Below are 22,675 nucleotides of genomic sequence, written 5' to 3'. Positions count from 1 at the left end.
GTCAGAGCTTGCCCATCACGTCGCCGCGGAACCCGTAGACGGTGCGCCCGCCGGAGAGCGGCACCAGCGCCACTTCCCGCGTCGATCCCGGCTCGAACCGCACGGCGGTGCCCGGCGCGATGTCGAGGCGCTTGCCGCGGGCCTGCTCCCGCGGGAACACGAGGCCCGGATTGACCTCGAAGAAGTGATAGTGCGAGCCGACCTGAATCGGCCGGTCCCCGACATTGGCGACCTCGATCACGGTCCGCTCGGCGCCGGGGTTGAACACGATCTCGCCGGGCAGCGTCGTCACCGCGCCGGGGATGTCGGACGAGGCCGCGCCCCGAATCGGGTGATGCACGGTGACGAGCTTGGTGCCGTCCGGGAAGGTCGCCTCCACCTGGATGTCGTGGATCATCTCGGGCACGCCCTCCATGACCTGATCGGCGGTCAGCACGGAGGCGCCGGCCTGCATCAGGTCGGCCACGGTGCGGCCGTCCCGGGCGCCCTCGACCACGAAGTCGGTGATCAGCGCCACCGATTCCGGATGGTTGAGCTTCACGCCGCGGGCGAGGCGGTTGCGCGCCACCTGCGCCGCCATGGCGATGAGCAACTTGTCCTTCTCACGGGGCGTCAGCAGCACGGGCAACCTCGTCGTCGCGGCGGCCGGAGCAAGGATCATGCGCGCGGCGCGGTCAAGGGCGGGCGTCGGCCGTTGCAGAACCCGGACCAGCGGCCGTCGCGGGCCGCCTGAATCAGGGAGGCGTCACGGCGTCATGGCGATGAAGCCGGCGAACAGGTCGGGGAGGGCCGCGCCCTTCACCGCACCCGGCAGGTCGCGGGGATGGATGAACTCGTCGCGGAACCAGGGATAGCGCTTCGGATCGAAGGAGGCCCGCAGCCAGTCGATCGTCCGCCGCACGCGGGTGATCCGCTCGGCGTCCGGGTGATAGGTCAGCCAGATGTCGACGCTGAAGCGGCCGAGATTGTCGACCGGGACGACCTGGGCGCCGATCGCGCTGGCATAGGTCGGCAACAGGCCGATCCCGGCCCCCTTGGCGATGGCCCAGTAATACGCGCTGCTGACGTTGATCTTCAGGGTGATCGGGACCTTCGCGGGGAAGCCCGGCACCGTGCGCACGTAATCCTCGAGGGCGACGGTCTGGCCGCCGTCCTGCACCACGATCCGGTGGCGCTCCAGGTCTTCGGGGCGCGCCGGGAGCCCGTAGGTCTCCTCGTAGCTCCGCGCGGCGTAGGGCACCATGTGGATCCGGCCGAGCTTGACGATGCGCAGGTCCGGGCTGGTCGGCCGCGTCAGCTGGATCGCGACGTCGGCCTCCAGCCGCAGGACGTCGGCGGATTCCATCGCGCAGCGCAGGTCGACTGTCAGGCGCGGGTTGGCGCGCTGGAACTCGACGAGCCGCGGCGCGAGCCAGAAGGCGCCCAGCCCCTCCGTCACGGCGATCCGCACCTCGCCGGTCTCGGCGAAGGGCGCGCCCTCGCCGGTGCGCACGAGGCTGAAGGCGGCCGCCTCCATGCGGCCGGCGGCCTCGAGGATCGCGTGGCCCTCGGCGGTGAGGCGGATGCCGTCGACGTGGCGGGTCAGCAGCGGCGCGCCGATCAGCGCCTCGAGATCGTCGATCCGGCGCCGCACCGAGTTCACCGACAGGCCGAGCTTCGTCGCCGCCGAGCGGAAGCTGCCGGACCGCTGGAGCGCCAGGAAGACCCGGATGCTCTGCCAGTCGGGCATCGGGTCCCGGATCGCCTCCGCCTGTTCCATCGACGGAACACCCCTGTTTCAAATTTTGCACATACAGCCAGAGCGCTAGATGCGAAGTGCTTAACCGTCAATCCGTACCCGAATGTCAGGTCATCCGATGACGGTGCACATTGCTCGCGCGCAGTTCGTGGCCAAGGACGCCGATCAACTCGGTACAGCGCTAGTCTCTCCCGAGCCGCGGCACGCGCTGAATGCGCTCGAGGTCGGCCGAATTGCCCGGCACCTCGTCATCTTCACGCCGACCCCGGACGATCTGGCGCGGCTGATCGCGTCGGCGCGCGCGGATCTGCCCGATCTCGCGCCCCTGCGCACCGTCCAGCGGGTGATGTCGATCAATCCCGACAGCGTCCTGGCGATCGCCCAGCGCCACCGGTTCGACGCCGCGGATCCGCGGGGCGAGGGGTTCGTGGCCTGCCTGATGCTGAACGCCGACGGCCTGGCGGCGCTCAAGGCCGGGACGCTCGACGCGTCCGATCCGCCCGCCGCGATGCTGGCCGGCCAGCACGAACGCCCGGCCGGGATCTACGTCTGGGCCGTCTACGCGCGGCGGCGCCTCTCCGGCGGCGTCGGCCTCGTCTTCGACCGTCTGTCGAGCCCGACCTACCGGGGCGTCGACTTCTACGCCCGCGCGGCCACCCCCGAGGGGGCCGACCTCCTGACGACTCTCGGCTTCACGGCACAGACCTCCGCCCGCGGCGCCCTGTACCATTTCGCCCGCGCGCCGAAGGCGGAGCCGGCGCCCCCGTACGACACCCACCGGTCCGGCGGGACCGGCATCAGCGTCGCGGTCGCGCGGAACATGGAGGACCTGTCCCGCGTGATCGCCCTGCGCGCCGCCGTCTACATGGCGGAGCAGGCCTGCCCGTACGAGGAGGAATTCGACGGCAACGACCTCTCGGCGACGCACCTGATCGGCTACGTCGGCGACGAGCCGGCGGGCTGCCTGCGCATCCGGTTCTTCGCGGATTTCGCCAAGATCGAGCGCCTCGCGGTCCGGGCCGAGTTCCGCAACACGCGCCTGTCCTTCGCGCTGGTCCGCGCCGGGATCGAGCTGGCCCGGGTCAAGGGCTACCGCCAGCTCTACGGCCACGCCCAGAAGCGCCTCGTCGGCTTCTGGAGCCGCTTCGGCTTCCGCGTCTTCGAGGGCGCGCAGGAGCTGGTCTTCTCGGATTTCGACTACGTCGAGATGCTGATGGAGGCGGAGCCGCACCCGCAGGCGATCGGCCTCGGCGCCGACCCCTACGTCATCATCCGGCCGGAGGGGCGCTGGCACCGGGCGGGCGCCCTCGACCGCTCGCGGAGCCGCGCCGTGACCCGCCCGTCCGTCGACCGGGCGGTGGCCGCGCGATGAACCGGCCGATCAACCCGGCGCTGTATCGCCGGCCGCGCAGCGTCCCCGCCCTGGTGCTGGTGGACATGCAGCAGGAATACGAGATCGCGGGCCGCCCGCTCGCCCTGGCGGGGATCGAGCCCGCGCTCTCCAACTGCCGGCGCGCCCTCGCGCATGCCCGCGCGAGCGGCATGCAGGTCGTGTACGTCCGCTGGATCGGCGCGCCGCTGTTCCAGGCGGGCAGCCGCTTCGTCCGCTGGATCGAGGGGTTCGAGCCGCACGGCTGCGACATGATCTTCGACCGGGACCGCCCGTCCTGCTACGCCAGCCCCGCCTTCGCGGACGCGATGGAGCGGGGATCGCCGCCGCTCGTCATCGCGGGCTTCGCCGGCGAGTCGTCCTGCCTCGCGACGGCGGTCGACGGCTTCCACCGCGGCCAGGACGTGACCTTCCTGTCCGACGCCTCCGCGAGCCACGACCTCGACGGGATCTCCGCCGACGAGATCCACCGGTCGGTGAGCGCGGTGATGCGGGTGTTCGGCGACGTCACCGACACGCAATCCTGGATCGCGGCCTCGGCGCCTTTCAGGCCCCTGCCCACAGCTTCGAGACCCACGCACGCCAATGACTGACCGAAGCCAGAATCACGGGATTCCGGAGGGGGTCCCGGCCGGCGACGATGTGGACCTGCGCCTTGGCCGGCACGCGATCGAGCTGCTGCAGGCGGCGCGCGAGGCCGGCGAGCCGACGCTGATCGCGCAGGCCGAGGCCATGGCGATGGCGGTCGGCTTCGTGCTGGCGAGCCGGCTGCCGGGCGGCGCGCCGGAGACCGCGTGATCAGTCGGCGCCGTCCTCGCCGCCGATGAGGCGCATCGCGCGCAGGCGCGCGGTCCGCTCGTCCTGGGCGCGCCGGTCCGCGGCGAGCGCCCGCCAGAGCACGACGAGCTCATGCTCGAGAGGCGAATCGACGGTTTCGTCGGCATCGCGCGCGATATTGGCGTGATCGAAGGCGTCCATGTTCGAGGTTCCGCGCCTTGAGATGCGGTCCGCTAACAGGACAGGATCGCGATCGTCCAGCCCGAAAGTTGAGCAGATCCTGTACAAGCCGACGGGATCGTCACGCGCGGCGCAATCCATCGCCGGCAAACCGAACACCGGATCGTAGATCGGCGCGGATGGGGAGGCTGACGGCGGTCGATCGACCGGGGCGATGATCCGGCTGGACCGAATTGCATCCGGAGCCGCTGTTTCGGCGCCTGCCCGGACATGAATTCAATAATCTATTGACGATAATCGATGAATACGCGACCGGCCACGCAGCCCGCCGCCTCGAACAGTGTCCGCACGGGGCCGCGCACGCCGCGAGCCCTCAGAAACATCTCGGACACCGAACTGTGACAATCCCGACCGGTATCGGCCAGGGCCCGGGCACCGCACGGGTGCGTCCGATCGGACCGCGAGCACCTCAGGCCCGGGTTCGCGTCAGCGCGGCGATGATGGATTCGACCACCACGATCTGCTCCTGCACGGCGACCAGCCGCGGCCCGGCATCCGCGCCGTCGCCCAGCACGAAGGTGCCCTTCTGCCGCCGCGCGTCGCGCAGCTTGCGCACCGACGCGACGATGATCTGCCGCTCCTCGATCAGCGCGTCGCGCAGTTCGTTCAGGCCGTCCAGTTCCAGGGTCGAGGCCATGCGGCGTCCCGGTCTCACATCCTCGGCGCGGCGTCGGCGGCCGTCCCGCGCGGGCACGCCGGGCGCCTGTCGTCCGCGCGGGGCGTCGGGCCCCGCGGCGCGGCCCACTCTCGGCGGCGGTAGCACGCTTTCCGCTCACGGAACATTGCCGCGATCCGGGGAGCGCCGCGATGTCCGGCGCGGCCATTGTATGCTATTGAATGCAAAATTATCCCGGCCCGCGAAGCGGTCGGATCAACGGGCGGATAGCGGCGCATGCTGAGTGAGGACGTGCACGACCGCGACGGGTCTCGCGCGGACGAGACGGTCACGGACCGGCGCCACGGCGACGCGCGTCGCGCCGCGACCAAACCGGCGAAGAAGCGCTCGGGCGCGGCCGGCCTGATCCTCCTGCTGCTCGCCGTCGCGGGCGGCGGCGCCTACGGCTACACGCGCCTGAATCAGCCCGCGGTGAAGTCCCGGGCGGCGGCCCCGCTGCCGGTGCCCGTCACCCTCGGCACGGTCGAGCAGGGGCCGTTCGCCCTCGTGTCGAACGGTCTCGGCACCGTCCAGGCGTACAACACCGTTCAGGTGCGCACGCGCGTCGACGGCGAGATCCAGCAGGTCGCGTTCCGCGAGGGTCAGACCGTCCGCAAGGGCGACGTGCTCGTGCAGATCGACCCGCGGCCCTACCAGGCGGCGCTGGATCAGGCGAAGGCCAAGAAGGAGCAGGACACGGCCAACCTCGGCAACGCGAAGGCGGACCTCGTCCGCTACACCGGGCTGGGCGCCTTCGCCTCCCGGCAGCAGACCGAGACGCAGACGGCCCTGGTCGCCCAGCTCACCGCGCAGGTGGCGTCCGACCAGGCGGCCATCGACAACGCCACGACGCAGCTCGGCTACGCCACGATCCGCGCGCCCATCGACGGCGTCACGGGCTTCCGGCAGGTCGATATCGGCAACATCGTCAACGCGGCCGGCCAGACCCCGATCGTGACGATCACCCAGGTCGAGCCGATCTTCGTGGTGTTCACGGCCCCGGAGGATCAGCTGCCCGCCATCACCGCGGCCCTCAAGGCCGGTGACGTGCCGGTGGAGGCCTGGACGTCGGACGGGCTGACCAAGCTCGCCGACGGCAAGCTCGCCCTGTTCAACAATCAGGTCGACACCGCGACGGGCACGATCCGCCTCAAGGCCGTCTACGAGAACAAGAACCACGCGCTGTGGCCGGGCCTGTCGGTCTCGACCAAGATGCGGGTCGGCACGGTCGCGGTCGCCACGACGGTGCCGGACGACGCGATCCAGCACGGGCCCGACGGGCTGTTCGCCTTCGTGGTGGACGATGCCAGCCGGGCGCATCAGCGCGCGCTGAAGGCGGGCCGCTCGGATTCGGGGCGGACGCGCGTTCTCAGCGGCGACCTCCGGCCCGGCGAGCGGGTGATCGTCGCCGGCCAGTACAAGGTGCAGGACGGCAGCCTCGTGGCCGATCCGCACGCGGCCCACACCGCGCAGGCGGAGGCGGTCCAGTGACGCGCGCCGGACGCCTCACGGCGGGCGCGTCCCCGCGCGGGGCCCGGCCATGAAGGGCGGCATCTCGGCACCGTTCATCCGGTTCCCGGTGGCGACCACGCTGATCATGGTCGGCATCCTGTTCCTCGGGATCGTGGCCTATCCGCTGCTGGGCGTCGCGCCGCTGCCGCAGGTGGATTTCCCGACCATCCAGGTGACCGCGCAGCTCCCCGGGGCCAGCCCGGAGACGATGGCCTCGTCGGTGGCGCAGCCCCTCGAGCGGCAGTTCTCGCAGATTCCCGGCGTGTCGCAGATGACCTCGACGAGCTCCCTCGGGATCTCGACGGTCACGGTCCAGTTCGACCTCAACCGCAACATCGACGGCGCCGCGAGCGACATCCAGGCGGCGATCAATGCCGCCAGCGGCCAGCTCCCGAAGAACCTCCCGACCCCGCCGACCTACCGCAAGGTCAATCCGGCCGATTCGCCGATCCTGCTGCTCTCGGCCACCTCCGACAGCATGCCGCTGATCGACGTCGACGACGCGGTCGACGTCCAGCTCGCCCAGCGGATCAGCCAGATCTCGGGCGTCGCGCAGGTCTTCATCGGCGGCCAGCAGAAGCCCGCCGTGCGGATCCAGATCGACCCGGCCAAGCTCGTGGCCAAGGGCCTGTCGCTGGAGGACGTGCGCGCGCAGCTCACCCTCACCACGGTCAACAACCCGAAGGGCAGCATCGACGGCGGCAGCCACAGCTACACCATCTACGCCAACGACCAGCTCACCGCAGCCCACAACTGGAACGACGTCATCGTCGCCTATCGCGACGGCGCGCCGCTGCGCGTCCGCGACATCGGACAGGCGGTCGCCGGCCCCGAGGACACCAAGCAGGCCGGCTGGACCAACGGCAAGCGCGGCATCTTCCTGGTCGTGTTCAAGCAGCCCGGCGCCAACGTCATCGACACGGTCGACAGCATCAAGGCCCAGCTGCCCCGCCTGACCGCCACACTGCCGGCCGCCATCAAGGTCGGCATCCTGAGCGACCGCACGCAGACCATCCGCGCCTCGGTCGAGGACGTGCAGTTCACCCTGCTGCTGACGATCGTGCTGGTCGTCGGGGTGATCTTCGTCTTCCTGCGCAGCTTCTGGGCGACCGTGATCCCGAGCGTGACCGTGCCGCTCGCGCTGCTCGGCGCCTGCGCGCTGATGTGGATGGCGGGCTACACCCTCGACAACCTCTCGCTGATGGCCCTGACGATTTCGGTCGGCTTCGTGGTCGACGACGCCATCGTCGTGCTGGAGAACATCAGCCGCTACGTCGAGGAGGGGATGCGGCCCATGGAGGCCGCTTTCAAGGGCGCGGGCGAGATCGGCTTCACCATCGTGTCGATCTCGGTGTCGCTGATCGCCGTGCTGATCCCGCTCCTGCTGATGGGCGGCATCATCGGAAGGCTGTTCCGCGAGTTCGCCGTGGTGCTGTCGATGACCATCGCGGTCTCGGCCTTCGTGTCTCTGACGCTGACCCCGATGATGGCCTCGCGGCTGCTGAAGTCCCACGACGCCGAGCGCCACGGCCGCCTCTACCGCATGAGCGAGGCCGCCTTCGACTGGCTGCTCGCGGTCTACGCCGACGCCCTCGACGTCGCGCTGCGCTTCCGCCGCGTCACGCTGCTGGTCTTCTTCGCCACGCTGGCGCTGACCGGCTACCTGTTCGTCGCCATCCCGAAGGGCTTCTTCCCGCAGCAGGACACCGGTTTCATGATCGGCGTCACCGAGGCGTCGCAGGACATCTCCTTCTCGGCGATGAAGGCGCTGCAGGAGAAGGTCGGCGCGATCGTCCAGGCCGATCCCGCGGTCGCCACCGTCGGCATGTCGCTCGGCGGCAACGGCCAAGCGCTCAATTCCGGGCGCATGTACATCACGCTGAAGCCCCGCGACGAGCGCGACGTCAACGCCTTCCAGGTGATCGGCCGGCTGCGCCCCAAACTGGAACGCGTCGAGGGCATCCGGACCTTCATCCAGGCGACCCAGGACGTGCGCACCGGCGGCCGCACCTCGCGGACGCAGTTCGAGTACACCCTCCAGGACCCGGACATCGCCGAGCTGAACACCTGGGCGCCGCGCATCCTCGACAAGATGAAGACGCTGCCGGAGCTGCGCGACGTCGCCACCGACCAGCAGACCCGCGGCACGACGCTGACGCTGTCGATCGACCGGGACGCCGCCTCGCGCTACGGCATCACGCCCCAGCTCATCGACGACACGCTCTACGACGCGTTCGGCCAGCGCCAGATCGCGCAGTACTTCACGCAGCTCAACAGCTACCACGTCGTCCTGGAGGTTCTGCCGGCGCTGCAGGGCAGCGTCGAGAGCCTCGACAAGATCTACATCAAGGCGCCGATCGGCGGCGGGCAGGTGCCGCTCGCGGCCTTCGCCCGCTGGACGACGGTTCCGGTGGCGCCGCTGGCCGTGAACCACCAGGGGCAGTTCCCGGCGGTGACGATCAGCTTCAACCTCGCCCCCGACGTCGCCCTCGGGCAGGCCACAGAGGCGATCGGCCGGGCGATGCGGGAGCTGCAGGTCCCGCCGACCGTGGTGAGCGGCTTCCAGGGCACCGCCCAGGCCTTCCAGCAATCGCTCTCGACGGTGCCGCTGCTGATCCTGGCGGCCCTGTTCGTGGTCTACCTGATCCTCGGCATCCTCTACGAGAGCTTCATCCACCCGATCACCATCCTGTCGACGCTGCCCTCGGCCGGCGTCGGCGCCCTGGCGGTGCTGATGTGGGCGGGGTTCGACTTCAGCCTGATCGCGCTGATCGGCATCATCCTCCTCATCGGCATCGTGAAGAAGAACGGCATCATGCTGGTCGACTTCGCCATCGTCGCCGAGCGGGAGGAGGGTCTCTCGCCCGAGGTCGCGATCCGGAAGGCCGCGCTGCTGCGCTTCCGGCCGATCCTCATGACCACGATGGCGGCCCTGCTCGGCGGCATCCCGCTGATGGTCGCCACCGGGACCGGCTCGGAAATCCGGCAGCCCTTGGGCTACGCCATGGTGGGCGGCCTCGCGGTCAGCCAGGTGCTGACGCTGTTCACCACGCCGGTGATCTACATCTACCTCGACCGGCTGGCGCACCGCTTCTCGTTCCGCGACAAGCCGCGGGCGGTGGACGGGGCGCTCGATGACCCCGAGCCGCTGGAGGAGGTCCGCGGCCCGCCAACGCTGCGCGCGGCGGAGTGAGGCCGACCGCCGTCTCTGCGAGCGGAGCGAAGCGATCCAGATACGCCGCGCTCGCCGACGTCGCGCTTCCCTGGATTGCTTCGCTCCGCTCGCAAAGACGCTGAGCGCGGCGAAAGCGACGTCCCGAAGCCAATGGCCGGGCAGCCCTGTCACCGCGGCCCGCTTGGCGGGGCTTCTCGCCGTTCCAGTTCATGCGGCACCGGCCCTCTGAGACCGCGGGAAGCCGAAGGATGCGGATGAGCCAGAACCTGCCGCTGCGAGGGCTGACCGTGCTCGCCCTGGAGCAGGCCGTCGCCGCGCCCTACTGCACCTCGCGGCTCGCCGATGCCGGGGCCCGGGTCATCAAGATCGAGCGGCCGGAGGGGGATTTCGCCCGCGGCTACGACGCGGCGGTCAACGGGCTGGCGAGCTACTTCGTCTGGCTCAACCGCGGCAAGGAGAGCCTCGTCGCCGACATCAAGGATCCGGCCGACGCCCGCCTGCTGCACGCGATCCTCGCCCAGGCCGACGTGTTCGTGCAGAACCTCGCCCCCGGCGCGGCGGCCCGGGCGGGCTTCGGCTCGGCGGAGCTGCGCGCGCGCTACCCCCGGCTGATCACCGTCGACATCTCCGGCTACGGCGCCGGCAACGCCTACAGCGACATGAAGGCCTACGACCTGCTGGTCCAGGCCGAGAGCGGGCTCACCGGGATCACCGGCCACCCGGCGGGGCCCGGCCGCGTCGGCGTCTCCGTCTGCGACGTCGCCTGCGGGATGGACGCCCACGCCGCGGTCCTCGAGGCGCTGATCGCCCGCGGGATCACCGGGCAGGGCTGCGCCCTGGAGGTCAGCCTGTTCAGCGGCGCCGCCGACTGGATGAACGTGCCGCTGCTCTACTTCGAGGGGACCGGCAAGGCGCCCCAGCGGGTCGGCCTCGCGCACCCGTCGATCTGTCCCTACGGCGCCTTCCCCACGGCCGACGGCAGCCTCGTGCTGATCTCGATCCAGAACGAGCGCGAGTGGGCGAATTTCTGCGCCGGCGTGCTCCGGGAGCCGGAGCTCGCCCGGGCCGAGGGCTTCGCGTCCAACAACGCCCGTGTGGCCAACCGCGCCGCGGTCGACCTGCGCATCGGCGCCGCGCTGGTGCGGCTGACCCGCGACGCGGCCGCCGCCCGGCTGAAGGCGGCGGGCACCGCCTACGGTTTCGTCAACACGCTGGCGGACCTCGCCACGCACCCCGCGCTGATCCGCGCGGAGGTCCGGACGCCTTCGGGGCCGGCCCGGATCGTGGCGCCGCCGGTGCTGATCGACGGCGCGGTCCGCGCCCTCGGACCGGTCCCGGCCATCGACGAGCACGGGGCGCGGATCCGCGCGGAATTCGCGCCCCGGGCTCGAGGACAGTGATCTGACAGCGCATCGGAATGGGCGGGAGGAGACGATGAGACTGGACGGCAAGATCGCGCTCGTGACGGGGGCCGGCAGCGGCTTCGGGGCCGGGATCGCCCAGCGCTTCGCCGCGGAGGGCGCCAAGGTGGCCTGCGTGGACATCGACGGCGCGGCGGCCGGGCGCGTCGCGGCGGCGCTCGGCGACAACGCCATCGCGATCGCCGCCGATGTCGGGCTGGCCGCTGACGTCGCCGCCAGCGTCGCCGAGACGCGGCAGCGCTTCGGCGTGCCGAGCATTCTCGTCAACAACGCCGGCACCACCCACCGCAACAAGCCGCTGATGGAGGTGACGGAGGAGGATTTCGACCGGGTCTTCCGGGTCAACGTGAAGTCGATCTTCCACTACGTCCGGGAAGTCGCCCCGCTGATGCGCGACGCGGGCGGCGGCGCGATCCTCAACGTCAGCTCGACGGCGGCGCTGCGGCCGCGCCCGGGTCTGACGTGGTACAACGCCTCCAAGGGCGCGGCGAGCCTCGCCTCGAAGTCGCTGGCCCTGGAGCTGGCGCCCTGGAAGATCCGTGTGAACGCCCTCTGCCCGGTCATGGGCGCCACGGGGCTCCTCGAGCACTTCATGGGCGTCCTCGACACGCCCGAGAACCGCGACCGCTTCATCGCCACGATCCCGCTCGGGCGCCTGTCGGAGGCGAGCGACATCGCCGCCGCCGCCCTGTTCCTCGCCTCCGACGAGGCGGCGTTCATCACCGGCGTCGATCTCCCCGTCGACGGCGGCCGCACGGCCTGAGGAGCCCCCGATGGAAGCCTATACCGAGATCCGCGAGGCGGTCGCCAAGCTCTGCGCCGGCTTCCCGGGACCGTACTGGCGGGCCCTCGACCGGGAGATGGCCTACCCGATTGAATTCGTGAACGCGCTGAACGAGAGCGGCTACCTGTCGGTGCTGATTCCCGAGGCGTACGGCGGCTCCGGCCTGCCGCTCTCGGCGGCCGCCGCGATCCTCGAGGAGGTGCAGCGGGCGGGCTGCAACGGCGGCGCCTGCCACGCCCAGATGTACACGATGGGCACGCTGCTGCGGCACGGCTCGGAGGCGCAGAAGGCCGAGTACCTGCCGGGCATCGCGGAGGGCCGCCTGCGGCTCCAAGCCTTCGGCGTGACCGAGCCGACCTCCGGCACCGATACCGGCAGCCTGAAGACGACGGCCCGCCTGGAGGGCGACCACTACGTCGTCAACGGCCAGAAGATCTGGACCAGCCGCGCCGAGCATTCGGACCTGATGCTGCTCCTCGCCCGCACCACGCCGCGGGCCGAGGGCATGAAGCGCACGGACGGGCTGTCGGTGCTGCTCGTCGACATGCGCGCGGCCAAGGGCAACGGCCTGACGATCCGGCCGATCCGCACGATGATGAACCACGCCACCACGGAGGTGTTCTTCGACAATCTCCGCGTTCCGGCGCAGAACCTCATCGGCGAGGAGGGCAAAGGCTTCCGCTACATCCTGTCCGGCATGAACGCGGAGCGGATCCTGATCGCCGCCGAGTGCGTCGGCGACGCCAAGTGGTTCATCGACAGGGCCCGGGCCTATGCCGGCGAGCGGACCGTCTTCGGCCGGCCGATCGGTGCCAACCAGGGCGTGCAGTTCCCCATCGCGAAGGCCTACGCGAACATGCGCGCGGCCGAGCTGATGGTCCGCGAGGCGCTGACCCTCTACGAGGGCGGGGCCAATCCCGGGGCCGAGGCCAACATGGCCAAGATGCTCGCCGCCGACGCGTCCTTCGAGGCGGCGAACGCCTGCATCCAGACCCACGGCGGCTTCGGATTCGCCGAGGAGTACGACGTGGAGCGCAAGTTCCGCGAGACGCGCCTCTATCAGGTCGCGCCGATCTCCACGAACCTGATCCTCGCCTACCTGTCCGAGCACGTGCTCGGCCTGCCGCGCTCGTACTGACATGACCGATCTCAGCGCCTGGATCGGCCGCGCGCGGGACGCGTCCGACCTCGTCACGCCGCGCCTCCTCGCCGAGTTCCGCGCGACCTTCGCGCCGCACCTGGCGCCGGTCGCCGACGGGATCGCGCCGCCGGCCCTGCACTGGTGCCTCGCGCCCGAGACGCCGACGGCCGACTCCCTCGGGCCCGACGGCCACGCCGCCAAGGGCGGCTTCCTGCCCCCGGTGCCGCTGCCCCGGCGGATGTGGGCGGGGGGCGAGATCGAGACGCTCTCGGACCTGCGCGCGGGGGACACGGTCACGCGCACCGAGACCGTGCGGGACGTCGCCTTCAAGAGCGGGCGGAGCGGGAGCCTGTGCTTCGTCACCGTCGACCACACGGTCTCGACAGAACGGGGCGTCGCGATCCGCGACCGGCAGGATATCGTCTACCGCGAGGCGGCGGGCGCACAGACGGGAAGCGGCGCCGCGCCCGAGCGCGACGGTTCCGAATCCTACGCGGTGATCTGGGAGGTGCCGGCGACGCCGACGCTGCTGTTCCGCTACTCGGCGATGACCTTCAACGGCCACCGCTTCCACTACGACCAGCCCTACGCGACGCGGGTGGAAGGCTACGCCGACCTCGTCGTGCACGGCCCGATGCAGGCGACGCTGCTGATGAACCTCGCCGCGACGCTCCTCGGACGCGTGCCGCGGACATTCACGTATCGTGCGGTCGCGCCGATGACGGCGAACCAGGTGTTTCGGGTCTGCGGGCGGGTCGCCGGGACGGCGTTCGAGGGCGTGACCCTCGACGCGGGGGGGCATGTCTGCATGCGGGCCCGGGCCGACGGGTGAGCGGCCGCGGACGCTCGGTCCGCATCCGAGATTGGGCCGGGATCGGCACCGCCGTCGCGTTGCGCGCGAAAAAAGCGGCCCGCGGACGCGTCCGCGGGCCGGCCCCGGGCGGGATCAGGCCAGCTTCAGGCCGACGTTGACGTTGCCGCGGGTCGCATTGGAGTAAGGGCAGACCTGATGGGCGGCGTCGACGAGCTTCTGCGCGTCGGCGCGGTCCAGGCCCGGGAGGCTGATGGTCAGGTCGGCGGTGATGCCGAAGCCGCCCTCGGAGCGCGGGCCGATGCCGACATCGGCGGTGACGGTGGTCTCGGCCGGGACCTTCAGCTGCAGCGACGGCGCGACGGCCTTCATGGCGCCGAGGAAGCAGGCCGAGTAGCCGGACGCGAAGAGCTGCTCCGGGTTCGCGCCCGGACCGCCCGCGCCGCCGAGCTCCTTCGGGGTCGAGAGCTTGACCTCGAAGCTGCCGTCGGCAGTCCGGGCGGCGCCGTCGCGGCCGCCGGTGGCCGTGGCGGTGGTACGGTACTTCACGTCTACGGGCATGGGACTCTCCGGTTTGGGGATGCCGCCGGCATGTAGGCGCCGACTCGCCTCCGCACAGCCCATTTAGATTGCGCGCAATCTAATTTCAAGGATCGATCAGCGCGAAGCGGTCGACATCGACGAGCCCTCGATCGGTGATCTTCAGGTGGGGGATCACCGGCAGGGGCAGGAAGGCCACCTGCAGGAAGGGTTCCGGGAGGACGACCTCCAGGCTTCGCGCCGCGTCGCGCAAGGTTACGAGCGAGCGGCGGATGGCGTCGAACGGCATGAGACTCATGAGCCCGGCGACCGGCAGCGCGATCTCGGCCAGCACCCGGCCGCCCTCGACCACCACGAAGCCGCCCTCGATCGCGCCGAGCCGGTTTACCGCCACGGCCATGTCGGCATCGTCCGCCCCGACCACCGTGATGTTGTGGCTGTCGTGCCCGACCGACGAAGCGATGGCGCCGCGCTTGAGGCCGAACCCCTTCACGAACGCGACCCCGACGCCGCGCGCGCCCGGCTGTGTCCGGCCGTGGCGCTCGACCACCGCGACCTTGATGACGTCCTGGTCGAGGTCGATCCGGCGCTCGCCGCCGGAATAGGGCAGGGTCAGGTCGTGCCGCAGGGTGATGATCTTGCCGGGCACGACGCCGATCACCGGCGTCGACGGCCCGGAGCCCGGAGCGGCGAAGTCGGCGGCCGTCACGTGCCGCGCCCGCACGCTCCGGCGGCCGATCGGCTCGATCGACGCGCGCGCGTCGAAGAGCGCGGCGTCCACCGGCCGGCCCGCGCTGAGGACTTGCGACACGGCACAGGCGGCGAGATCGTCGAGCACCACGAGGTCGGCGCGCTGGCCGGGCGCGACGAGGCCCCGGTCGTGCAGCCCGAAGGCGCGGGCCGCCGACCAGGAGGCCGCCCGGTAGGCGGCCAGCGGCGGCACGCCGAGGGCGATGGCCGTGCGGATGACGAAGTCGAGGTGCCCCTCCTCGGCGATGTCGAGGGGATTCCGGTCGTCGGTGCAGAAGGCCAGGAACGGCGCCGTCCGCTCGGTCAGGATCGGCGCGAGGGCGTGCAGGTCCTTGCACACCGAGCCCTCGCGGATCAGCACGGTCATGCCCTTCGACAGCTTCTCGCGGGCCTCCTCGGGCGATGTCGCCTCGTGCTCGGTGCGGATGCCCGCCGCGATGTAGCCGTTGAGCGCGAGGCCGCGCAGGAGCGGCGCGTGCCCGTCGATGTGCCGCCCCTGGAAGGCCGCGAGCTTGTCCAGCACGCCCGCATCGCCCGCCAGCACGCCCGGGAAGTTCATGAACTCGGCGAGGCCGATCACCTTCGGGTGCGTCGCGAAGGGCAGGAGATCCTGCGCCTCGATCCGGGCGCCCGAGGTCTCCAGGTGGTCGGTGGCCGGCACGCAGGACGAGAGCTGCACCCGCAGATCCATCGCCAGCGTCTCGGAGGATCTGAGGAACCACGTGAAGGCGTCGGTGCCGAGCACGTTGGCCATCTCGTGCGGGTCGCAGATCCCGGTGGTGACGCCGTGCGGCAGGACGCACCGCTCGTATTCCTGCGGCGGCATCAGCGACGACTCGACGTGGAAATGCGTGTCGATGAAGCCCGGCACCACGACCTTGCCGGACACGTCGATCTCCCGGGTGCCGCGATACCGCCCGAAGGTCCCGACGATCCAGTCGCCGCAGATCGCGATGTCGGAGGCGACGAGGTCGCCGGTGACGAGGTCGAGGAAGTGGCCGCCCTTCAGGACCAGATCGGCTTCGGCCCGGCCCTGACCCTGCGCGATCGCGCGCCGGAGGAAATCCACCTGTGTCATCGCGATCCGCCCCTCCCTCCTGCCATCCGCCAGAAGCATGCCACGGGTGCCGGTCTCCCGGCGACGCTTGCGGATGCGCGGGCGCGGGCGCAGAAGCCCTTCACCTTTGAACCAGTCGAAGCTCTCGATGCCTGCCTATCGCTCACGCACCACCACCCACGGCCGCAATATGGCCGGTGCCCGCGGCCTCTGGCGCGCCACCGGCATGAAGGATTCGGATTTCGGCAAGCCGATCATCGCGGTGGTGAACTCCTTCACGCAGTTCGTGCCGGGCCACGTCCACCTGAAGGACCTCGGCCAGTTCGTCGCCCGGGAGATCGAGGCGGCCGGCGGCGTCGCCAAGGAGTTCAACACCATCGCGGTCGATGACGGGATCGCGATGGGCCACGATGGGATGCTGTACTCGCTGCCGTCCCGCGAGCTGATCGCCGATTCCGTCGAGTACATGGTCAACGCGCACTGCGCCGACGCGATGGTGTGCATCTCGAACTGCGACAAGATCACCCCCGGCATGCTGATGGCGACGCTGCGCCTCAACATCCCGACCGTCTTCGTCTCGGGCGGCCCAATGGAGGCCGGCAAGGTGCAGCTGCCGGGCATCGCCAGGAAGGTCGACCTCGTCGACGCGATGATCGCGGCGGCCGACGACCGGATCTCCGACGAGGACGTCGCCGTCATCGAGCGCTCCGCCTGCCCGACCTGCGGCTCCTGCTCGGGCATGTTCACGGCGAACTCGATGAACTGCCTCACCGAGGCGCTGGGTCTGGCGCTGCCGGGCAACGGCTCGGTGCTCGCCACCCACGCCGACCGCAAGCGCCTCTTCGTCGAGGCCGGCCATCTGATCGTCGATCTGGCCCGCCGCCACTACGAGCAGGACGACGCCAGCGTGCTGCCGCGCGCGGTCGCGAGCTTCCAGGCGTTCGAGAACGCCATGACCCTCGACATCGCCATGGGCGGCTCGACCAACACGGTGCTGCACCTGCTGGCCGCCGCCCACGAGGGCGAGGTGCCCTTCACCATGGCCGATATCGACCGGCTGTCCCGGCGGGTGCCGGTGCTGTGCAAGGTCGCCCCGGCGGTAGCCAACGTCCACATGGAGGACGTCCACCGGGCGGGCGGCATCATGGGGATCCTGGGCGAGCTCGACCGGGCCGGCCTGATCGACACCGGCGTCGGAAACGTCTCGGCCGGAACGCTCGGCGGGGCGCTCGCCCGCTGGGACGTGCGCGGCGAACCGGCCGCCTCGGTCCAGACCTTCTACCGCGCGGCCCCGGGCGGCGTGCCGACCCAGGTGGCGTTCAGCCAGGAATCGCGCTTCGACGCGCTCGACCTCGACCGGGAGGGCGGCGTCATCCGCGACGCGGCGCACGCCTACTCGCAGGATGGCGGCCTCGCCGTGCTCTACGGCAATCTCGCCGAGCAGGGCTGCATCGTGAAGACCGCGGGCGTCGACGCCTCGATCCTGACCTTCACGGGCACCGCCCGCGTGTTCGAGAGCCAGGACGCGGCCGTCGACGGCATCCTCAACGGCAAGGTCACAGCCGGCGAGGTGGTGCTGATCCGCTACGAGGGCCCCCGCGGCGGCCCCGGCATGCAGGAGATGCTGTACCCGACGAGCTACCTGAAATCGAAGGGACTGGGTAAGGCCTGCGCCCTCGTCACCGACGGGCGGTTCTCCGGCGGGTCGTCGGGCCTGTCCATCGGGCACGTCTCGCCCGAGGCGGCCGAGGGCGGCCTCATCGGCCTCGTGCGGGACGGCGACCGGATCGCCATCGACATCCCGAACCGGCGCATCCACCTCGATGTCGAGACGGCGGAGCTCGACCAGCGGCGGGCCGCTCAGGAGGCGGCGGGCTGGCAGCCGGCGAAGCCGCGCAAGCGGAAGGTGAGCACGGCCCTGCGCGCCTACGCCATGCTCACGACGAGCGCGGCGCACGGCGCGGTGCGCCGGGTCTGATCAGCGGAGTTCGAGGACCAGGGCGGCGATGGCGGCCAACAGGGCCGCCGCCGCCACCGCGGCGCCGATGAGGCGCGCGCGGACGGACCGGGCCGTGTTCGCGGGCGAACCGTTCACCGACAGGGCAGGGGCGGATGGGGCATCCGGGATGCGCCCCAGCGCCCGGAGCATCAACGGCTCGATCGCCGCGTATCCGGCCGGGCTCAGGTGGAGCCCGTCCGTCCCGTAATCCGGCCGGAGCCCACCGGACTCGGACACCAGCACGGCGTGGTAATCGACGAACGTCGCGCCGTGCTCGTGGGCGTGGTCCCGGAGCCACGCGTTGACCGCAGCGATCATGGCGGGGGCGTCCCGCACCTCCGGGTTCCACGGGATGCCGTCCACCGGCGTGAGCGAGCCGATCCAGGCCTTCACGCCCAGGGCGCGGGCCTCGTCGAGCATGCCGGCGAGCGTGCGGCAGATCTCCTCGACCGGGACGAAGACACCCTCGTTGCGGCCGATATCGTTGACGCCGCACAGGAGATGCACGCCCCGGGCGCCGGTCTCCGCGAGGTCGCGGGCGAACCGCATGGTGATCCAGCGCGCCGTCTGGCCGGAGCCGCCACGGGGGATGAGGCCGTAGGCCTCGAAAGTGCCGGCCCGGTGGAAGCCCCAGAGCTCCGTGATCGAGTCGCCGACGAAGACGATCGGTTCGGCCATGGCTCAGGCGGCCGTCGCCGCCCCGACCGTCTCGACCACCTCCGCCTGGAGACGGTCGGCCATCACTTGGCGCCCCTCCGAAGTCACGTGGACGATGTCGGTGAACAGGGCACGGGTGTCGGCCTCGAACAGCCGGCTCAGGTTCCGCGCCGCGAAGGCCCGGTCGGCCGTGTCCAGCCGCCCGAGGACATTCTCGAAGCGCTCGTACTGGCGGTCGAGATAGGCGAGGAACGCGCCGGACGCGGCGCCGGCCTCCGCACCCGCGAGCGTCCCCTTGCGGACGACCGTCGGCTGCAGGAGAAACCGGACCGGCGCGCCGATCCCGGGCGCGAGCCGCGCGAGGCGCCTGAGCGCCAGCTCGAACTGCCGCACCCCCTCCCATTCCCAGATGTCGGACTGCCAGTTCGTGAGCGCGCGCAGGTTCTCGAGGCGATTGAAGATCATCGCCTGCAAGCCGTCATACGACAGGTCCTCCGCGTCCTCGGCGGATTTCCTCGGGTCGAAGAAGTAGTCGTAGAGGCTCTCGTTCGCGAAGTGATTGTAGGGAACGCCGGCCCGCGGATCGAAGCTCCAAGGCTGGAAGATGTCGGTCGCGCCGCCGACGACCAGGATGACGTCGGGCTGCAGGTCCATCAGCCGCGTCGTGATCAGGGCGATCATCTGGTTGAGACAGGCCGAGACCGCGCCGAAATTGTAGACCCGCGCGCCGGGTCCGTGCACCTGCTTCAGCCCGGTCTCCAGCCGTCCGGGCACGGTGTCGGCGAAGACCTGGCCGTCGATCAGCGTGCTGTCGCCGACGACGAAGACCCGCAGCGTTTCGGAGGGCGGCCGCGCGTCCGCGTGCGCGTCGTTGCGATACCCGAGGGCGTCGTAGCGCCAGCCCTGACCGGACGCCTCGGTCAGCGGCTTCCCGGCGAACTGCGCGTAGGGCGCGGGAAACCGGCTGTTCGCGTCGAAATTCTGGAAGCTCTGCAGGAACTTCCGCCGTCGCGCGTCCGCGCTGTCGTCGGGCGGCCGGTGGGCCATGGTCCGTCTCCTCGCCGGGCGGATGCCCGGTGGCTGTGCGATGGTCGGTGAGCCGGGCGGCGCGACGGCGGGCCCGGTCAGCTCCGCAGCGTCGCGTGGTTCTCCAGGAACCAGCCGTAGGTCTGGCGCAGGCCGTCCTCGAGGGCGATCTCCGGCCGCCAGCCCATCGCCCGCAGCCGCGACACGTCCATCAGCTTGCGCGGCGTCCCGTCGGGCTTGGTCGCATCGAACGCGAGTTCGCCCGCGTAGCCGATCACCCGCGCGAGCGCCTCGGCGAGCTGACGGATGGTGCAGTCCTCACCCGTCCCGACGTTGATGTGCGACAGGTCGGGGCGCGTGTTCGCGGCGTAGACCGCGTCGTCCATCTCCATCACGTAGACGCTGGCCCGTGCCATGTCGTCGACGTGCAGGAACTCGCGCATCGCCCGGCCGGTGCCCCAGACCGTGACCTTCGCCAGACCCTCCCGCTTCGCCTCGTGGAAGCGGCGCATCAGCGCCGGCAGCACGTGGGCGTTCTCGGGATGGAAGTTGTCGTTCGGGCCGTAGAGGTTGGTCGGCATCACGCTGCGATAGCGGCGCCCGTACTGCCGGTTGTAGCTCTCGCACATCTTGATCCCCGCGATCTTGGCGATCGCGTAGGGCTCGTTGGTCGGCTCGAGCAGCCCGGTCAGCAGGGCGTCCTCGCGCATCGGCTGGGGCGCGAGCTTCGGGTAGATGCAGGACGAGCCCAGGAACAGCAGCCGGTCGACGCCGTGCGTGTGCGCGGCGTCGATCAGGTTCGACTGGATCAGCAGGTTCTCGTGGATGAACTCGGCCGGGTAGGTGTTGTTGGCGTGGATGCCGCCGACGCGCGCGGCGGCGAGGTAGACCTGGTCGATGCGGTTCTCGGCGAAGAAGCGCCGGACCGCGGCCTGATCGAGGAGGTCGAGGGTTCGGCGGTCGGCCGTGAGGATCCGCTCGTGACCGAGCTCACGCAGGCGACGCACGATCGCCGAGCCCACCATGCCGCGATGGCCCGCCACGAAAATGGTCTGACCTCGACCGTCCATCACGCGTCCGTTCCCTGCCGAAAGCTCGGATTTCCAAGCCCCTATAGCCCCTTTGCGGCGCGATATCGCCGCGCAAACACGCGTTTTCTGAGGCGGGCCACGGGGCGCACGCCGGCCTCCGCGAACCGCGTCATTGTACGGGAAACGACGAAACCAAATACAACTGAAAGTTAGCGTTAATCATTCTACCAGAAGCTGCATCTCGTTCCTGCTTGCCGACCAACGGGTTGCAGGGCCGGATCGGAATCGCTCCCCGGCCGCGCAGCAATGGAGTTCCAGATGCGTCCCTTGACCGTCGTCCCGGTTACGCCGCGGACTGCGACGATCGCTGTCCTCCGTCCGGGCGCCGCCCGCGCGATCCCGATCGCGGCCGGGCTCCTGCTCTGCACGGCCCTGGCGACACCCGCCCAGGCGCAGCTCCTGCGCGGCGCGCTGGATACAACCACGAATGGCATCCTCGGCACCGGGCTCACGATCGGCACGAGCAGCCCCGGCAGCGGCGTGCTCGGAACCGGCCTCAATGTCGGCACGACCAATGGCGGGCTTCTCGGCACGGGCGTCACGGTCGGCACCACCAATCCCGGGACCGGCGTCCTCGGGACCGGCGTCAATGTCGGGACCACGACCGGCGGCAGCGTGCTCGGCACCGGCGTGACGGTCGGCACCACCGCTCCCGGGACCGGCGTCCTCGGAACGGGGCTCAACGTCGGGACCACCGGCGGGGGTGTGCTCGGGACCGGCGTGCTCGTCGGCACGACCGGTCCGGGAGACGGGCTGCTCGGCACCGGTCTGACCCTGGGAACCGCGGGAGGGACCGGAACGGGCGGCTGCGGCACATGCGGCGGCACCGGCGGGGGTGGGACCGGCGGAGGCGGAACCGGTGGTGGTGGTACTGGTGGCGGGTCCAATCAGGGCATCTACATCATCACCGGCAACGTGACGCAGTCCCAGGGGCAGACCGTCATCAACGAGCTGAGGCTCTCGCAGCTCACGAGCGTCACGGGCGTCGCCGCGAACAACACCAGCAACCAGGCCGCGCCGATCGCCGTCGGCAGCGACGCGCTGGCGGTGGGCTACGGTTCGAGCGCGGCCGGGACGGCCTCGACCGCGGTCGGCACGGGCGCCAGCGCGGCCAACACCGGCAGCGTCGCCCTCGGCTACGCGGCCAGCGCGCAGGGCCTCGGCGGAACGGCGATCGGCACGGCCTCCGCGGCGTCCGGAGCCGGCAGCACCGCCTTGGGCTTCGTCGCCGGCGCGACCGGGACCGGATCCACCGCCATCGGTGCGGCCGCCTCGGCGGCCGGCAACAACAGCGTCGCGCTCGGCAACGGGGCGGCCGCCAATCAGGCCAACACGATCGCGATCGGCGCGAACGTGAAGACGACCCAGGCCAACCAGGTGGCGATCGGCAATTCCGCGAACACCTACACGCTGGCCGGCATCGCCTCGCAGGCGAGCGCCGCCGCCCAGAGCGGAGCGACGGCCTTCGTGACCACGGACGCGAACGGTAACCTCGCGGCCTCGGCCTACGGACCGTCGACGATCGCCGGCCTCGGCAACCGGATCGATTCGGTGCAGGCGCAGGTCAACAACCTGGAAGCCAAGACCGACTCGGTCCAGCGCTACGCCATCCAGACCCGCAAGGAGGCCCGGCAGGGCGTCGCCATGGCCATCGCGATGGCGACCGCGCCGATGCCGTCGGCGCCGGGCAAGACGACCTGGGCCACCAACGGAGCGACCTACCGGGGCGAGTGGGCCGGCGGTCTCGCTGTGGCGCACCGGTTGCCGACCTGCTGCGTCCCGATCGCGGTGACCGCGGGCGTGGCCTACGGCGGCGACAACGCCGTCGGTGTCCGCGCCGGCCTCGCGGGCGAATTCTGACAGGGCCATCATCACCAGGGACGCGCCTGATTTCGTCCTTGCGCAGCGTGA

At 70.9% G+C, this 22,675-nt stretch carries 20 protein-coding genes; 11 read left to right on the top strand and 9 right to left on the bottom strand.

Features of this window, described 5'->3' with window-relative positions:
• Nucleotide 1 precedes the first annotated feature (1 nt).
• Both ABIC30_RS09630 and ABIC30_RS09625 read right to left on the bottom strand, forming a co-directional pair.
• On the bottom strand, nucleotides 2-622 hold the full coding sequence (locus tag ABIC30_RS09630) for an urease subunit gamma (protein WP_020091944.1): 621 nt from the start codon (nucleotides 620-622) through the stop codon (nucleotides 2-4).
• 123 nt (nucleotides 623-745) lie between these two features.
• Nucleotides 746-1,759: a LysR family transcriptional regulator gene (locus ABIC30_RS09625; RefSeq protein WP_020091945.1), complete on the bottom strand. Its 1,014-nt coding sequence runs from the start codon at nucleotides 1,757-1,759 to the stop codon at nucleotides 746-748.
• A gap of 97 nt (nucleotides 1,760-1,856) precedes the next feature.
• Here ABIC30_RS09625 and ABIC30_RS09620 point away from each other — a divergent pair, with 97 nt between their 5' ends.
• Genes ABIC30_RS09620 through ABIC30_RS09610 form a run of 3 tightly spaced genes read left to right on the top strand, consistent with a single transcriptional unit; the run spans nucleotide 1,857 to nucleotide 3,926 of the window.
• Nucleotides 1,857-3,110 (top strand): GNAT family N-acetyltransferase, encoded by a 1,254-nt coding sequence (locus ABIC30_RS09620; RefSeq protein WP_103984788.1) that lies wholly within the window; start codon nucleotides 1,857-1,859, stop codon nucleotides 3,108-3,110.
• Nucleotides 3,107-3,721 (top strand): cysteine hydrolase family protein, encoded by a 615-nt coding sequence (locus tag ABIC30_RS09615; RefSeq protein WP_020091947.1) that lies wholly within the window; start codon nucleotides 3,107-3,109, stop codon nucleotides 3,719-3,721. Before ABIC30_RS09620 ends, ABIC30_RS09615 begins: the two co-directional genes overlap by 4 nt.
• 49 nt (nucleotides 3,722-3,770) lie before the next feature.
• Entirely contained in the window at nucleotides 3,771-3,926 is a 156-nt protein-coding gene (locus ABIC30_RS09610; protein WP_020091948.1) for a hypothetical protein, read from the top strand.
• Here the strand turns inward: ABIC30_RS09610 and ABIC30_RS09605 are convergent, their stop codons facing one another.
• Entirely contained in the window at nucleotides 3,927-4,106 is a 180-nt protein-coding gene (locus tag ABIC30_RS09605) for a hypothetical protein (protein ID WP_020091949.1), read from the bottom strand.
• 448 nt (nucleotides 4,107-4,554) lie between these two features.
• Entirely contained in the window at nucleotides 4,555-4,782 is a 228-nt protein-coding gene (locus tag ABIC30_RS09600; protein ID WP_020091950.1) for a hypothetical protein, read from the bottom strand.
• A gap of 255 nt (nucleotides 4,783-5,037) precedes the next feature.
• On the opposite strand from ABIC30_RS09600, the gene ABIC30_RS09595 reads away from it, so the two are divergent.
• The 6 genes from ABIC30_RS09595 (at nucleotide 5,038) to ABIC30_RS09570 (ending at nucleotide 13,665) form a co-directional block, all read left to right on the top strand.
• On the top strand, nucleotides 5,038-6,291 hold the full coding sequence (locus ABIC30_RS09595; RefSeq protein ID WP_020091951.1) for an efflux RND transporter periplasmic adaptor subunit: 1,254 nt from the start codon (nucleotides 5,038-5,040) through the stop codon (nucleotides 6,289-6,291).
• Nucleotides 6,292-6,340: 49 nt separating this feature from the next.
• Nucleotides 6,341-9,505 (top strand): efflux RND transporter permease subunit, encoded by a 3,165-nt coding sequence (locus tag ABIC30_RS09590; protein WP_020091952.1) that lies wholly within the window; start codon nucleotides 6,341-6,343, stop codon nucleotides 9,503-9,505.
• 236 nt (nucleotides 9,506-9,741) lie between these two features.
• Complete coding sequence (locus ABIC30_RS09585) at nucleotides 9,742-10,887, top strand: CaiB/BaiF CoA transferase family protein (RefSeq protein WP_234082457.1); 1,146 nt, start codon at nucleotides 9,742-9,744, stop codon at nucleotides 10,885-10,887.
• A 34-nt stretch (nucleotides 10,888-10,921) separates the two neighbouring features.
• Entirely contained in the window at nucleotides 10,922-11,671 is a 750-nt protein-coding gene (locus tag ABIC30_RS09580; RefSeq protein ID WP_020091954.1) for an SDR family oxidoreductase, read from the top strand.
• 10 nt (nucleotides 11,672-11,681) lie between these two features.
• Nucleotides 11,682-12,830, top strand: a complete 1,149-nt coding sequence (locus tag ABIC30_RS09575) for an acyl-CoA dehydrogenase family protein (RefSeq protein ID WP_020091955.1) — start codon at nucleotides 11,682-11,684, stop codon at nucleotides 12,828-12,830.
• A gap of 1 nt (nucleotide 12,831) precedes the next feature.
• Entirely contained in the window at nucleotides 12,832-13,665 is an 834-nt protein-coding gene (locus tag ABIC30_RS09570) for an HTD2 family dehydratase (protein WP_020091956.1), read from the top strand.
• A 114-nt stretch (nucleotides 13,666-13,779) separates the two neighbouring features.
• On the opposite strand, the gene ABIC30_RS09565 is transcribed toward ABIC30_RS09570, so the two are convergent.
• A complete protein-coding gene (locus ABIC30_RS09565) occupies nucleotides 13,780-14,205 on the bottom strand; it encodes an organic hydroperoxide resistance protein (protein ID WP_020091957.1) in 426 nt (141 codons plus the stop codon).
• An 85-nt stretch (nucleotides 14,206-14,290) separates the two neighbouring features.
• Nucleotides 14,291-16,012 carry an adenine deaminase gene (ade, locus tag ABIC30_RS09560; RefSeq protein ID WP_020091958.1) on the bottom strand — a complete coding sequence of 574 codons (1,722 nt, stop codon included), beginning with the start codon at nucleotides 16,010-16,012 and terminating at the stop codon, nucleotides 14,291-14,293.
• Between the two features lie 127 nt (nucleotides 16,013-16,139).
• On the opposite strand from ade, the gene ilvD reads away from it, so the two are divergent.
• A complete protein-coding gene (gene ilvD / locus ABIC30_RS09555; protein ID WP_354454773.1) occupies nucleotides 16,140-17,969 on the top strand; it encodes a dihydroxy-acid dehydratase in 1,830 nt (609 codons plus the stop codon).
• Here the strand turns inward: ilvD and ABIC30_RS09550 are convergent, their stop codons facing one another.
• The 3 genes from ABIC30_RS09550 to fcl form a co-directional block, all read right to left on the bottom strand.
• Nucleotides 17,970-18,668, bottom strand: coding sequence for a GDSL-type esterase/lipase family protein (locus ABIC30_RS09550; RefSeq protein ID WP_020091960.1), 699 nt, complete (start codon nucleotides 18,666-18,668; stop codon nucleotides 17,970-17,972).
• 3 nt (nucleotides 18,669-18,671) lie between these two features.
• Nucleotides 18,672-19,694: an SGNH/GDSL hydrolase family protein gene (locus ABIC30_RS09545; RefSeq protein ID WP_020091961.1), complete on the bottom strand. Its 1,023-nt coding sequence runs from the start codon at nucleotides 19,692-19,694 to the stop codon at nucleotides 18,672-18,674.
• Nucleotides 19,695-19,771: 77 nt separating this feature from the next.
• A complete protein-coding gene (fcl, locus tag ABIC30_RS09540; protein ID WP_020091962.1) occupies nucleotides 19,772-20,743 on the bottom strand; it encodes a GDP-L-fucose synthase in 972 nt (323 codons plus the stop codon).
• A 279-nt stretch (nucleotides 20,744-21,022) separates the two neighbouring features.
• On the opposite strand from fcl, the gene ABIC30_RS09535 reads away from it, so the two are divergent.
• Entirely contained in the window at nucleotides 21,023-22,624 is a 1,602-nt protein-coding gene (locus ABIC30_RS09535; protein WP_106735906.1) for a hypothetical protein, read from the top strand.
• The last annotated feature ends 51 nt before the right edge of the window (nucleotides 22,625-22,675 follow it).

It is taken from the genome of Methylobacterium sp. 1030, assembly GCF_040544715.1.
In the GTDB taxonomy this organism is placed as follows: domain Bacteria; phylum Pseudomonadota; class Alphaproteobacteria; order Rhizobiales; family Beijerinckiaceae; genus Methylobacterium.
The sequence above is the reverse complement of the archived record's forward strand: the minus strand, read 5'-3'. Positions and strand labels throughout refer to the sequence as shown.

Bases quoted from the DNA above. Each gene is read 5' to 3' on its own strand.
- ABIC30_RS09600 (WP_020091950.1), bottom strand. From the start codon at position 4,782: ATGGCCTCGACCCTGGAACTGGACGGCCTGAACGAACTGCGCGACGCG.
- ABIC30_RS09535 (WP_106735906.1), top strand. From the start codon at position 21,023: ATGCGTCCCTTGACCGTCGTCCCGGTTACGCCGCGGACTGCGACGATC.
- ABIC30_RS09590 (WP_020091952.1), top strand. From the start codon at position 6,341: ATGAAGGGCGGCATCTCGGCACCGTTCATCCGGTTCCCGGTGGCGACC.
- ABIC30_RS09575 (WP_020091955.1), top strand. From the start codon at position 11,682: ATGGAAGCCTATACCGAGATCCGCGAGGCGGTCGCCAAGCTCTGCGCC.
- ABIC30_RS09565 (WP_020091957.1), bottom strand. From the start codon at position 14,205: ATGCCCGTAGACGTGAAGTACCGTACCACCGCCACGGCCACCGGCGGC.
- ABIC30_RS09570 (WP_020091956.1), top strand. From the start codon at position 12,832: ATGACCGATCTCAGCGCCTGGATCGGCCGCGCGCGGGACGCGTCCGAC.
- ABIC30_RS09625 (WP_020091945.1), bottom strand. From the start codon at position 1,759: ATGGAACAGGCGGAGGCGATCCGGGACCCGATGCCCGACTGGCAGAGC.
- ABIC30_RS09545 (WP_020091961.1), bottom strand. From the start codon at position 19,694: ATGGCCCACCGGCCGCCCGACGACAGCGCGGACGCGCGACGGCGGAAG.
- ABIC30_RS09615 (WP_020091947.1), top strand. From the start codon at position 3,107: ATGAACCGGCCGATCAACCCGGCGCTGTATCGCCGGCCGCGCAGCGTC.
- ABIC30_RS09605 (WP_020091949.1), bottom strand. From the start codon at position 4,106: ATGGACGCCTTCGATCACGCCAATATCGCGCGCGATGCCGACGAAACC.
- ABIC30_RS09620 (WP_103984788.1), top strand. From the start codon at position 1,857: ATGACGGTGCACATTGCTCGCGCGCAGTTCGTGGCCAAGGACGCCGAT.
- fcl (WP_020091962.1), bottom strand. From the start codon at position 20,743: ATGGACGGTCGAGGTCAGACCATTTTCGTGGCGGGCCATCGCGGCATG.
- ABIC30_RS09595 (WP_020091951.1), top strand. From the start codon at position 5,038: ATGCTGAGTGAGGACGTGCACGACCGCGACGGGTCTCGCGCGGACGAG.
- ilvD (WP_354454773.1), top strand. From the start codon at position 16,140: ATGCCTGCCTATCGCTCACGCACCACCACCCACGGCCGCAATATGGCC.
- ABIC30_RS09580 (WP_020091954.1), top strand. From the start codon at position 10,922: ATGAGACTGGACGGCAAGATCGCGCTCGTGACGGGGGCCGGCAGCGGC.
- ABIC30_RS09550 (WP_020091960.1), bottom strand. From the start codon at position 18,668: ATGGCCGAACCGATCGTCTTCGTCGGCGACTCGATCACGGAGCTCTGG.
- ABIC30_RS09585 (WP_234082457.1), top strand. From the start codon at position 9,742: ATGAGCCAGAACCTGCCGCTGCGAGGGCTGACCGTGCTCGCCCTGGAG.
- ade (WP_020091958.1), bottom strand. From the start codon at position 16,012: ATGACACAGGTGGATTTCCTCCGGCGCGCGATCGCGCAGGGTCAGGGC.